At 35.3% G+C, this 12,517-nt stretch carries 11 protein-coding genes; 7 read left to right on the top strand and 4 right to left on the bottom strand.

Going from position 1 to position 12,517, the window contains the following annotated elements; all coding sequences use genetic code 11:
- Positions 1 to 190 precede the first annotated feature (190 nt).
- From I7822_RS06685 to I7822_RS06670, 4 genes are all read right to left on the bottom strand, one after another.
- A complete protein-coding gene (locus I7822_RS06685; protein WP_207976246.1) occupies positions 191 to 394 on the bottom strand; it encodes a hypothetical protein in 204 nt (67 codons plus the stop codon).
- Positions 395 to 555: 161 nt separating this feature from the next.
- Complete coding sequence (locus I7822_RS06680) at positions 556 to 810, bottom strand: hypothetical protein (RefSeq protein ID WP_207976244.1); 255 nt, start codon at positions 808 to 810, stop codon at positions 556 to 558.
- A gap of 321 nt (positions 811 to 1,131) precedes the next feature.
- A complete protein-coding gene (locus I7822_RS06675; RefSeq protein WP_207976242.1) occupies positions 1,132 to 1,716 on the bottom strand; it encodes a class I SAM-dependent methyltransferase in 585 nt (194 codons plus the stop codon).
- Between the two features lie 141 nt (positions 1,717 to 1,857).
- The gene (locus I7822_RS06670) at positions 1,858 to 2,706 is read right to left on the bottom strand and encodes a metallophosphoesterase (protein WP_207976240.1); all 849 of its coding nucleotides are present in this window, start codon (positions 2,704 to 2,706) and stop codon (positions 1,858 to 1,860) included.
- 173 nt (positions 2,707 to 2,879) lie between these two features.
- Between I7822_RS06670 and I7822_RS06665 the strand changes: the two genes are divergently transcribed.
- From I7822_RS06665 to I7822_RS06635, 7 genes are all read left to right on the top strand, one after another.
- Positions 2,880 to 4,415 (top strand): DUF4145 domain-containing protein, encoded by a 1,536-nt coding sequence (locus I7822_RS06665; RefSeq protein WP_243459301.1) that lies wholly within the window; start codon positions 2,880 to 2,882, stop codon positions 4,413 to 4,415.
- Positions 4,416 to 4,555: 140 nt separating this feature from the next.
- Complete coding sequence (locus tag I7822_RS06660; protein ID WP_207976238.1) at positions 4,556 to 6,229, top strand: protein kinase domain-containing protein; 1,674 nt, start codon at positions 4,556 to 4,558, stop codon at positions 6,227 to 6,229.
- 915 nt (positions 6,230 to 7,144) lie between these two features.
- On the top strand, positions 7,145 to 7,483 hold the full coding sequence (locus I7822_RS06655) for a metal-sensitive transcriptional regulator (RefSeq protein ID WP_207976236.1): 339 nt from the start codon (positions 7,145 to 7,147) through the stop codon (positions 7,481 to 7,483).
- Between the two features lie 22 nt (positions 7,484 to 7,505).
- The gene (gene copZ, locus I7822_RS06650; protein WP_207976234.1) at positions 7,506 to 7,712 is read left to right on the top strand and encodes a copper chaperone CopZ; all 207 of its coding nucleotides are present in this window, start codon (positions 7,506 to 7,508) and stop codon (positions 7,710 to 7,712) included.
- A 121-nt stretch (positions 7,713 to 7,833) separates the two neighbouring features.
- On the top strand, positions 7,834 to 10,275 hold the full coding sequence (locus I7822_RS06645) for a heavy metal translocating P-type ATPase (protein ID WP_207976233.1): 2,442 nt from the start codon (positions 7,834 to 7,836) through the stop codon (positions 10,273 to 10,275).
- Positions 10,272 to 11,144, top strand: a complete 873-nt coding sequence (locus tag I7822_RS06640; RefSeq protein WP_207976231.1) for a DUF8832 domain-containing protein — start codon at positions 10,272 to 10,274, stop codon at positions 11,142 to 11,144. Before I7822_RS06645 ends, I7822_RS06640 begins: the two co-directional genes overlap by 4 nt.
- A 324-nt stretch (positions 11,145 to 11,468) precedes the next feature.
- Positions 11,469 to 12,329, top strand: a complete 861-nt coding sequence (locus tag I7822_RS06635; protein ID WP_207976229.1) for a sulfurtransferase — start codon at positions 11,469 to 11,471, stop codon at positions 12,327 to 12,329.
- Positions 12,330 to 12,517: the final 188 nt, after the last annotated feature.

The raw sequence follows: 12,517 nt of genomic DNA, 5'->3' as shown, positions 1-12,517 counted from the left end.
ATTTGAAGAATAAAGCGACACAAGGATAGTTAGACTTAACGGAGTAAAATTTTAGATGCTTGTTCCTTGTGCCTAAAGGTATTATGTCCAAATAAGCAACATACTAATTACATTTTTTGTAAAAAATGAGAAATCGACACAAAATGCGACATTAAGGTGAATAACTTTGTCTAAAAATAAAAAGGCAAAGTCAGTTTTCTATTTCTGAAACTTCACCTAAGATAATTACTAATAAAATTAATAAAATCCTTATTAATCGATCTTTTGTTACTGTTTTCAATAAAGCAACTAATACTATTCCGATAATAGGATCGTCCTCGATCTGAATTATAACAATAATATCAAGTAATGAAATGACAGTATCAATAATGTGATTATCATTTTCGTTATTCATTTGGTTTCCTTTCAGTTTTTAACAGTGTATTTCTTAAGGGTAAAAAGGTTTACTTTAGTTTATGCTGAAAATACCGACTGGAACTGGACTATAGTTGATTTCGTTAATTCGTACTTCGCTAAAAGAGCCACCGTTTCGGTAGCTCAAAATAGATAGTGGTTTTATTTATACTGTGTCGGATTGCTTGGTACAAAACTAGTTTGAGATTGTTGTTCTCCTTCTACAAAAGTACCATGAAGTTTCTCAATATCTTCACTTTTTTGTAATTGAACATGGTGATAAGGTTTACTTCTTTCATCAACTGATGCTATCCATCTAAAGAATTCTGTTTTTCTTATATATCCTGCACGCAGATCAAAAAATGTCCCTGGACATCCATATGGCACAACAGTTGGTAACAACAGTGTAACAAACATAACATTCTCCTCTCATTTGTTTTCAATATTATATGTATTGACCTTAATAGTGAGTTCTTATGAGTTTAAGGTATTTAGAATTGTTATGGCGCAATTCACGGTATTAGTTCCTTCCAAATCACATATGGAAGGATATTTCTCTTCTTCCCTGGCTAGAACATCCTCCTAGTATGGAGGATCGAAATAATTTAAGTGAAAAATAAACCTCTCCTCAAAGAAGGGGTTTATTTTTTGTTTACATTGGTAAATATTTTTAAAAATTTCTATACAGTAATTTTGCAGATAATAAAAACAAAATCAATCATAAGTTTTCTAATATTGTTAAGTATAAGAAGCATGAAAAAAAATTTCATTATAAAAGTAGCACTTTCTATACTTATTTAATACTTTTGAGTGAAATCCGTGTTTATTAAAAAAATTCAAATAGCTCCCTTCATTTCTTATGTACTTTCCTTTATCATGTGTCGCCATATACCAATTACTAATCGATTTATGATCTGTAAAGCAAGGCTCCATCACAATAATTGCCCCTGAATTTGGTGTGAGAATTCTTTGAAATTCTTTCATGTATATATTGATTTGTTCACAAGGGATATGATGTAGAACTGCTATGATTAAAATAACATCAACCGAATGATCTTCTAAAGGGATTCGATCACCTGTAAAGACATCAAAGGAATATTCGGGGTATACTCTTTTGGCATAGTGAACTCTTTTTTCATCAGGATCTATTCCAAAATAGTGACTAGGTTTACACAAGGTACAATTGGCTCCCGTACCAGCCCCGAAATCAAGTAGCACTTTATTATCAAGCTCAAAATGTTCTTTTACATGTCGGTGGATATATTTATTTGTACTCCATTTTGGCCTAACTAACCATTGGTATAACGAAGGGGATAGTTCCATGATACTGACGCTCCTTTAATAATTTTACTAATAGTTTGCATCACATTAGAATCTACTCTCATGTTTATTAATGGTAATTACAGTTGGACTGTGAAATTATATGTATAGATAAAAAAGGAGCTTTGATCAGCTCCTTTTTCATTAGATTACATTTGTTTTTTCTTTTATATTAGCCTTTAGTGGTAATTCATGAATCGTAATTTCTGGACGACTACCTACACGGATATTAACAGACGTTTGTCCTAATCCTTCATTGATATAAAAAGGTTTTCCATCCTGATAATGAAGTCCCTTAATAATATTCATTCTAGCTAACTTACCCATTTTCACAAGATGATAAGCTTTTGGGTAACAAATCTGACCACCATGGAAATGTCCTGATAACAAATAGTCAAAATAATAATCTTTCATATGAAGAACTATATTAGGATCATGTGTTAATACTAAATTAATCCCTGGTTTAATTCCTTTGTATGAAGCTGATAAATCACTTCGTTTTGTACTAAAGTCATCAATTCCAATAATATTTAGAAGCTTCCCATGAACAGTAATCATTTCGTTTGTGTTCTTCAAAACCTTACAATTATATTTTTCAAGGGTATCAATTAATGTTGAAATATTCTTACGTAACAGATAATCATGGTTACCTAGGATTGCATAAATACCATATTTTGCATTTAACTTATTTAATACTTCTAGATAAGGAATAAGCTTTGGAATCGTTCGTTTACGATCGAGAAAATCACCAGTTAAAGCAATTAGGTCAATTCGTTCCTTCCTTAACTTTTCATAAAGCTGTTCAGGAGAAATTGATATATTTTCAAGGTGTAGATCAGAAAGTTGGAGGATTTTTAATGTCGGTACAAATCGTTCTGAATGATCTGGATCTATTTTTATTTTATTTATTACGACATCATGTGTATTTTTGTATGCCTTTTTAAACAAATAAATAAGAATGAAAGCTAATAATGTAATTAAGATGTAACTCAATCTTATCACTCTCCTTCAAGATTAGATTATACTTGTTTTACCTTCAAATTGTTAAGGGAATTGATGGTAAACAATTAACCCAAAGCAGCAATGATAAATCAAAAAACAGTAATTTCACGAACCAATTTTTTATTATGGTAAAATAAGTCTATATTAAGACCGGGGGAATCATTATGGATAAACATACATACTTTTATCAATTTTTAGAACCAATTTCTAAAGAACTAGCACTGGTTGCCAAGGAGCTCGAAAATAGTATTTTTACTAGTCCAAGGACGATGCTAACTCATGCTAGAGTTTTTGTTGAAAACATTTTGCAGCAGGTAATCCGAGCGGAACAGTTACCTGACGATCCGCGGACAAACTTAAAAGATCGTCTCGATATGCTGGATGAAAAGGGTTATTTGATTCCAGAAATACGAGATTCGCTTCATTTTGTACGACAAATAGGAAATCAAGCTGCACATAATGCGCGGGCGTTCCGTTTTTCGGAAGCATTGTTGTCTTGGGAAGCCTTGTACAGTATCGTTAAATGGTATGTTGAGGTGTACGGACCCATCGATATTACCGTTCCTGATTATCAAGATCCATTACCACGTGTGGAGCAAAGCTTTGATATGACAGAGCTTGAATTGAGACTAAAATCACTTGAGGAGCTTCTTCGTAATCCAGTTTTAAAGCAAGTAGATTCAGCAGATAAGGAGATTGCGGCAACTGCTGAATATGTAAGCGAAGGACAGGACGTTCCAGGGTTCACTACCATTCGGACTCTTATCTATAAAGGACGAAAACTTGAAGTCCCATATTTTCTCCGTGATGCCTTTCTATTGCCACAACGCTTTGATAAATCGGAAATATATCTTATAAGATTAGGAGCAGAGCAGCAGGCGCGAATCATGAGTGAGTTACCGAATAACCTTGAGGGGCTTCATAAGCATGTAAAACGATTTAGCGATAAAAATGATGAAATCTTTTTCGAAGAATTAAACACCTATATAGAAGAGGAAAAAACTAGAAGGAAGCTAACATTGGAACGACCAGGTGAGCTGTTCTTCTTTTATAAAGCCAACCACATTGTCGTTACTGAGGAACTATCCAAAGTGCCCCTTACTGCACAAGAATTTAATGGTAGTCCAAGTCTTTTAAGACAATTAAATGAAGACCAAATTGAAACGGTGGGGCAGTTGCCAAAGGAGCTTGTCGTTCTCGCTAAGTATGAAAATGTTGGGATTGGAACAATGGAAAAGCTGTTTGAACAGCTAAAACAGAAAGTGACAGAAAAAACAGCTGCAGAGGAAAAAGCGGCTTTGAACAACGATACTCGTAACGGATATAAAAAATGGGAATCTCTTTTTGTTCATGTAAAGCTAGGGGAAGAGAAGACTGTCATCCGTGGTGAAAGTGTACCTTCCCTTTGGAAAGAGGGCTTAAAATGGATTGAATCTCGTCATTTACCACTGCATCAGCTTGTAAAAGAGGGCATTGTACTTGGCTCAACTAATTCAGGAAAACGCTATGCCATCGCCCTAGAACCCATTCATAAAGATAAAAGGGACTTCACTCAAAAGCATATCTATGAATCTACTTTAACAGGTGAGACCTATTATCTTGAAACTAAAATTAATCCTAAATCAGGGCTTGAAACACTTGCGAAAATACTTACCATGTTAGGCGCTGAAGTTAAAATCCCATTGTTAGATACGGAGTAATAACGTAAAGGTAGCCTGATTAAAGTTTACATTTAACAACCTATATTTTGTGTAAAACTTTTTCGATTTTAACTACATGTATTAAGTAATATAATAAATAGTTTAAAAGTAAATAGGTTTTTGTGGGGGAATATATATTTATGGAAGAGGATCTACAAACAGCAATCCCTGCTTATGAGGGGGATGAACCGTTTATCTTTATTAGTTACTCTCATGCAGATAGGGAGAAGGTAATGTATTTTATCCGTTGTATGAATGAATCGGGTTATAGGGTTTGGTACGATGAAGGTATAAAAATAAATGATGATTACCAGAATACAATTCAGAGGAAAATTAGGGAATCGTCCTATTTTATAGCCTTTATTACGAAGCGATATTTATCTAGAGAAGATCCATTACAGGAAATGCTTATTGCGATGGACTTACGTAATAAGAAAAAGTTAAAAATCATCCCCATCGTTCTTGAGGAATATAATCTTGAACAGCTTCATGAAAACGCGATGCTTTTTGACACGATAAATGTGGAAGAGGCGCTTGGTAAACTTATCTATCAAAATTTTAAGGATATTCAGGGTTTCATCGCCTATGAGAATAATTTTAACAATAATGTGGTTACAAAAGTTATGGCTCAAATAGATGATTCTTGTAGAACAGCATCTGATGAAGAGTTTTGGCAGAAGACGCTTGAAGAAGACACACTAGATGCCTATTTGAAATTTCTTGATGAATGTAATAATTACGCACTTAAAGAGCTTGCCAGAAAAAGAGTTAAAGAAATTATTTATGAAAATAAATCCAAGCAAGATACAAACGAGAAAAATGAACAAAAAAGGAAAGTAGACCATGATAATGATAAAGATTCCGATAGAATTGGAATTGGCGAGATTCTCGATAAAAGATATAAAATAGTAAAGATTCTCGGTCGAGGTGGTATGGGTACCGTTTATCTAGCATCTGATAGTCGATTAAGTACAAGTTGGGCAATAAAGGAAATTAAGCTACACAACAATCATTTCCTATTAAAGGATATGGCTACTGTGGAAGTAAATCTTATGAAACAATTTAATCACCATTCAATACCAAGGGTTGTTGACCTAATTACTAAGGATGACGCATTTTATATTGTCATGGATTATATTGAAGGCAGGTCACTAGATAGTATTATAGCTGAACGGGGAGCGCTGTCTGAGAAAATTGTTATAAAATGGGCAAATGAGTTATGCAATGTGTTGAGTTATTTGCATTCGAGAAAGCCCGCAATCATTTTTAGAGATGTGAAACCAGCAAATATCGCGATTAAAACAGATGGGCGTATTACGCTCATGGATTTCGGTATAGCGCGAGAATATAAACCTGGTAATGTGAATGATACAGTTATGCTTGGTACAAGGGGTTATGCTGCACCAGAACAATATCTCGGTAATGCCCAGACAGATGAGAGAACGGATATCTATAGTCTCGGGGTTACCCTTTATTACTTAGTAACAGCTTTAAGTCCAAATAATCAGCCATATGAAATGGTCCCGATAAGGAAAATTAATCCTAACCTATCTAGAGGGCTAGAAAAAATCATATTAAAATGTACAAAACAAAACCCAGATGAGCGCTACCAATCCTGTAAGGAGCTTATGAACGATTTAAAAATAATAAATTATCACCCTTTGACAAAGATCTTCCTTAAAATTACTGGAAGGAAAATCGAGGTTGAGGAATTGGAATTTAACGAATCTCACTTTATGGATGGAAAAATTAAAAAAGAAGCATTTAAGAATGAAACAGAGGATACTACAATATTAACAGATTTTGCAAAATGAACCGTAGGGATAAATTAATTCGTCAAACATTCAAAAATCACCTTGGATTTTGTTACTGTGTAAATGTATTGATATGGAGTCTACTTAAAAATCTTTTGTGCTTTATAGCATGCAGTATTTCTATGCAGCAGAGATAACTTTTCAAGACATTACCTTTAATATGTAAAAATAAGTCCTCCATCACAAGGAGGGCTTTTATTTTTGTCTAGGAAATTATAAAATTCTAGTACTTAGGATAAGTGCTAGGCATCTAGCTCCAGCCCCTAGCCCATCTTGGGTCTACAGCCACTCATGAATTGAAGGTAAAAAACACCTTCTATTCATGAGTGGTTTATTTGCCCGAGGCTGTTCAAGGCGCTTGCGCTTTTGTTCTTAAGTCGTTACCATCTCAAAAAGAACTCAATATTTTAAATCTAATCTTCTTTCAACCTCGTGTATCAATTCCATTAAATTTTAAGAAGTTGTTTTTTTAAAAGCAGGGGACATGCACAGATCCTCTCTAAACCTTCATACATTAAGTCACTGGTTCATTCATTTATTGTTGTATAAAGTCAGTTTTTGCGCTTGCCCAGGAAATTTTTATCATGAAAAGTATTCAATTTAGTTTAATATATTTATTCATTTAACATTAACGTTTATTAAGAAATAGATGTTTAGTTGGAATACACCAAAATTTTTAGAATCGCGAAGATTAATATGATTAATTAGAGGTACCATTTGAATTTGTAGGGTTTATAAACAAACGTTTAATTAATACTGATAAATATACAATCAAAGATTGATCCTTATTCTACAAATTAGTATTAAATACATGAAGCTGTTAAAGATGGTGCCTAAGGAGAATAATTTTCCAAAAAACACTTTACATAGGGTGGGGGGGTATGGTAAATTAGGTTTATAAAGGAGGTCAAATAGATGGCTGAAAATCATGAAGACATGGTAGAATTTGAACATTGTGGCACAAGTCACTCTGAAAGGCAAAGTCATCACTCAGAAAAAGTCAAGCAGGCCCTAACAAGTCGATTAAATAGAATTGAAGGTCAAATTCGCGGGATCAAAGGTCTCATTGAGAAGGATACTTACTGTGATGATGTCATTACGCAGATCTCAGCTGTTCAATCGGCATTAAATAGCTTTTCGAAAGTGTTATTAGAAGTGCATCTTAAAAGTTGTGTAACCGAAAGAATTCAAGATGGTGATTTAGAAGTAGTAGATGAACTACTTATTACGATTCAAAGATTAATGAAAAAGTAAAAATTAAAGGAGAGAATCAATTATGGAAAAGGTAACATTAACAGTAAATGGAATGTCTTGTGGTCACTGTGTAAATGCAATTGAAGGAAATGTCGGCAAACTAAATGGGGTTTCAGATGTGAAGGTTCATCTATCTGAAGGGAAAGTAGATGTAGCATTCGATTCAGCTGTTATTTCATTAGATGCGATTAAAGAAACAATTGATGACCAAGGATATGATGTAGCTTAGGAATAAGATCACTGAATATAGTGAATGAAACAAGTATACTAAAATGAAACGTGCAGTTCGTTATGCACGTTTCATTTTGAAAACAAATATACCACTACTGGGTATATAGGAGGTCATGATTATGACACAAGGTGCAAAAGAAACCGTTCTGCCTATTACAGGAATGACATGTGCAGCATGTGCGGTTCGAATCGAGAAAGGACTTAAAAAACTCGACGGAGTAGAAGAAGCAACCGTTAACTTTGCTCTAGAAAGAACGTCCATTAAATACAACCCAAGTGTTGCTGACATAGATGATTTTAAAAAGAAGATTCATGATTTGGGGTATGAGGTTACGGGTGAAAAGGTAGAACTGAATATTATCGGCATGACATGTGCGGCCTGTGCAACTCGAATTGAAAAAGGGCTAAATAAATTAGAAGGTGTAACAAAAGCATCGGTTAATTTAGCCTTAGAAAATGCAACTATTGAGTATAACCCTGCACAAACTGGAACAAGTGAAATGATGAAACAGGTTGAAAAGCTAGGCTATCAAGCGAATTTAAAGGATGAACAAAAAGTGAGTCTGTCTGAGATGAAGGCCAAGGAGCTAGAAACCCAGCAAGGCAAGTTTATCTTTTCTCTTATTCTATCTGTTCCACTTCTTTGGGCAATGGTAAGTCACTTTAGCTTCACATCCTTTATTTATCTACCTGACATGTTCATGAATCCCTGGGTGCAATTAGCATTGGCTACACCTGTTCAATTTATCGTAGGAAAGCAGTTTTATGTAGGAGCTTTTAAGGCACTGCGAAACAAAAGTGCCAATATGGATGTTCTCGTTGCATTAGGTACATCTGCAGCCTACTTTTATAGTTTATATTTATCGATTGTCTCAATTGGTAATGACACCCATATGCTTGAACTATATTATGAAACAAGTGCGGTTCTAATTACATTAATTATTTTAGGTAAATTGTTTGAGGTGAGAGCAAAGGGGCGTTCATCTGAGGCTATTAAGAAGTTAATCGGTCTCCAAGCGAAGACAGCTACTGTCATTCGTGATGAAATTGAAAAAGAGGTCCCATTAGAGGATGTGTTAGTGGGTGATATCCTTATTGTAAAGCCTGGAGAAAAAATACCAGTGGACGGTGAAATCATTGAAGGGCGTTCTGCTTTGGATGAATCGATGTTAACTGGTGAAAGTTTTCCAATAGATAAAACAGTAGGTGACTCCGTAATTGGAGCAACGATAAATAAGAATGGATTTTTAAAAGTAAAAGCGACAAAGGTAGGTCGTGATACAGCTCTTGCCCAGATTATTAAAGTCGTAGAAGAGGCCCAAGGCTCAAAAGCTCCGATTCAACGCTTAGCAGATCAAATATCAGGGATTTTTGTTCCAATAGTTGTAGGGATTGCGATCATTACATTTTTCGTTTGGTTCATCTGGGTTACACCTGGTGATTTTGCTGAAGCACTGGAAAAATTAATTGCCGTTCTTGTTATTGCATGTCCTTGTGCCTTAGGGTTAGCAACACCAACGTCGATTATGGCGGGATCAGGAAGAGCTGCAGAATTTGGCGTGTTATTTAAAGGCGGAGAACATCTTGAAAGGACTCATCGATTAACAACGATCCTGTTAGATAAAACAGGAACAGTTACAAATGGAGCACCGATTTTAACAGATGTTTTTGTAGAAGTAGGGTATGTTGAGAAGCAATTTCTACAATTAGTAGGCTCGGCAGAAAAGCAATCAGAACACCCGCTTGCCCAGGCGATTGTAGCTGGAATTAAAGAGAAGAACATTGAGCTTTTCGATGTAGAAGAGTTTGAAGCGATTCCAGGCTATGGAATCCAAGCAAAAGTGAATGATCAACTTGTTCTAGCCGGTACAAGAAGATTAATGCAACAAAATGACATCAAGTTTGATCATGCTCTTCGGACAATGGAAGAACTTGAAGAAAAAGGGAAAACTGCTATGCTTATTGCCATCAACAATCAATATACTGGCTTAGTAGCAGTGGCAGATACCATTAAAAATACATCAAGAGAAGCTGTAAAACGCCTACAAAAAATGGGTCTAGAGGTTGTAATGATTACAGGAGACAACAAACGTACAGCTGAGGCGATTGCAAAAGAGGCTGGAATTAATTCAGTAGTAGCAGAAGTTCTGCCAGAGGGAAAAGCAGAGGAAGTGAAAAAGCTTCAAGAGCAAGGGGAAATTGTCGCCATGGTTGGTGATGGCATTAATGATGCACCTGCATTAGCTACCGCCGATATCGGAATGGCGATCGGAACGGGTACAGATGTTGCTATTGAAGCAGCTGACATTACACTGATTCGTGGAGATCTTACTAGTATTGCGGATGCGATCTTTATGAGTAAAAAGACGATCCGAAACATTAAACAAAATCTCTTCTGGGCATTTGCGTACAATGCTCTTGGGATCCCAATCGCAGCACTAGGCTTCCTTGCACCTTGGTTGGCTGGGGCAGCAATGGCATTTAGTTCAGTATCTGTTGTCCTTAATGCGCTTCGGTTACAGAGGGTAAAACTTAACGTAAAAGGAGATACAAACCTATGAAAAAATGGATGCTTTCAGCCATAGTCTATCTTGCTATTGTCATTGTAGGATACTTTACCTACGAGGCAGTTTTTATAGAAGAACAGAGTGTTGATACTCATGGTTCAGACCATGATGCTTCAGTAGACGTAACGGATAAGAATTCAGAAGATCATGCTTCACATTCATCAGCAGCAAACGATGATCATTCAGAAAATGCACACGAACATGATGAACAAGCAAATTCAGAAAGTGCTGTGAATGTGACAGTAAAAGAAGAGAATAAGACATTAGTTTTGACCCTAGAAGACCTTTCAGGTAATCCAGTCACAGATTTAGAAGTAAATCATGAAAAACGTCTTCATTTAATTGTAGTAGATGAACACTTAGATCAGTATTTTCACTTACATCCTGAAGAAACAGCACCAGGTCAATTTGAAATCTCAAGCAAATTAGAAGAGGGAACATACAAGGCCTTTGTTGATATTAAACCAAAGAACCTGGAATATGAAGTTCAACCAATTACATTTACAGTTGGAAATTCCGATACAGATAAGCATAGTCATGGATCATTGGAAGTGGACCAACAACTAGAAAAAACAATAGGTGGAAACAAAGTAACGATGTCGACAACCCCATTGGTCATAGATGAGACTGTCACTTTAACATTTGATGTTCACGGAGCTAAATTAGAACAATATTTAGGTGCTTTGGGCCATGTAGTCATTCTAGATGAACAGGGTGAAGAATACCTGCATGTTCATCCGTTAGAAGAGGAAAACCCAGTTTTTGAAACGCAATTTTCTCAGCCTGGGATTTATAAAATTTGGGCAGAATTTCAAGAAAACGGCAAGGTTACGGCCTATCCATTTGTTGTGGAAGTTAAATAAGTTGGGTTAGGAGTTATTCTTTAAAGGGAATAGCTCCTTATTTTTATAAGATATTATTTGAGTCTTGAAGGTTCACTTGATTTTTCTAATAGTAAATCTAATATCGGTTTCCATAAAATTGTACAATTCTATCCTGAAAATCGGGTAGGATTTTTTCACAAAAACAATTATAGCTCCATTTTATTAAAAGATGAAAAGTCGATTGTTATACAATATTTTCAATTTAATAGTATAATAATTATTAATTTTATGACAATTAAAACCTTTTCACTTATTGGAGATTGTATAGGTTCATGGACAAAACAATGTTAAAGGAGAATGTTTATGCAAAATATTGTAAGTAGCGATTGGCTTGCTGGTGAAATTGAAAGAAATAATAAAAATCTAGTCATTGTAGATACACGATTTAATTTAGGCAATCCTGACGAAGGGTACCAACAGTATTTAGAGGGACATTTACCTGGTGCCATTTATGTTGACCTCGAAAAACATCTTTCAGCGCCAATTGATAAACATGGGGGACGTCACCCTTTACCTCAAGCAGACATCTTGGCGAAAACGCTTGGAGACCTAGGAATAAGCAATGATTCGAATGCAGTGATCTATGACGATCAAGGAGGAATGAATGCTTCAAGGCTTTGGTGGTTGCTAAACTACATAGGAGTTTCTGATGCAGCAGTATTAGATGGAGGCTGGAAAAAATGGACAAGCGAAAACAAACCAATAACGACTGTTGTTCCAAATCCTTCACCAAAATCTTTACTCCCGCATTTAAATAATGAATGGAAATGGGTAAATCACTTTGATGTTCAGAAAAAGCTTAATCAAACAGACACAATCTTAATCGACTCAAGAGAAAATCCACGCTATCTTGGCGAATTCGAACCGATTGATGCTGTAGCTGGACACATACCAGGTGCTAAAAATTATTTTTGGAAGGACGTCTTGAACGAAAAGGGTACTTGGAGAGAAAGAGAAGAGCTGATCACTCATTTTTCCGACATTCCTTTATCTAAAGAAATAATCGTTTATTGTGGATCCGGTGTTTCAGCATGTCCGAACATTTTAGCTCTAAAAGAAGCAGGTTACTCAAACGTAAAGCTGTACGCAGGGAGCTGGAGCGATTGGATTTCATATTCAGATAATCCAATTGCAGTAGGGAATGAAAGAGTGGGAGATAAGTAGAATAACGAACGAATCAGGCGCATTCCTTTCAACATGGAATTGCGCTTTTTTATGGAAATCAATGAAATGATGAAAAAGCATATATATTAATTCTATATATTTATCTAATAATTTACGTATTTTTTGCAGGATATATACTACATTATTTTTATCATAAACTTATCTTTAAAGATCGTTGAAGGCGTGTT

The organism is Metabacillus bambusae, from assembly GCF_017497975.1.
GTDB classification, from domain to species: Bacteria; Bacillota; Bacilli; order Bacillales; family Bacillaceae; genus Metabacillus; species Metabacillus bambusae.
This window is presented reverse-complemented; position numbering and strand designations above follow the sequence as displayed.

Coding starts and splice junctions, on each gene's coding strand:
- I7822_RS06685 (WP_207976246.1), bottom strand. CDS start 394: ATGAATAACGAAAATGATAATCACATTATTGATACTGTCATTTCATTA.
- I7822_RS06680 (WP_207976244.1), bottom strand. CDS start 810: ATGTTTGTTACACTGTTGTTACCAACTGTTGTGCCATATGGATGTCCA.
- I7822_RS06675 (WP_207976242.1), bottom strand. CDS start 1,716: ATGGAACTATCCCCTTCGTTATACCAATGGTTAGTTAGGCCAAAATGG.
- I7822_RS06665 (WP_243459301.1), top strand. CDS start 2,880: ATGGATAAACATACATACTTTTATCAATTTTTAGAACCAATTTCTAAA.
- I7822_RS06660 (WP_207976238.1), top strand. CDS start 4,556: ATGGAAGAGGATCTACAAACAGCAATCCCTGCTTATGAGGGGGATGAA.
- I7822_RS06655 (WP_207976236.1), top strand. CDS start 7,145: ATGGCTGAAAATCATGAAGACATGGTAGAATTTGAACATTGTGGCACA.
- copZ (WP_207976234.1), top strand. CDS start 7,506: ATGGAAAAGGTAACATTAACAGTAAATGGAATGTCTTGTGGTCACTGT.
- I7822_RS06645 (WP_207976233.1), top strand. CDS start 7,834: ATGACACAAGGTGCAAAAGAAACCGTTCTGCCTATTACAGGAATGACA.
- I7822_RS06640 (WP_207976231.1), top strand. CDS start 10,272: ATGAAAAAATGGATGCTTTCAGCCATAGTCTATCTTGCTATTGTCATT.
- I7822_RS06635 (WP_207976229.1), top strand. CDS start 11,469: ATGCAAAATATTGTAAGTAGCGATTGGCTTGCTGGTGAAATTGAAAGA.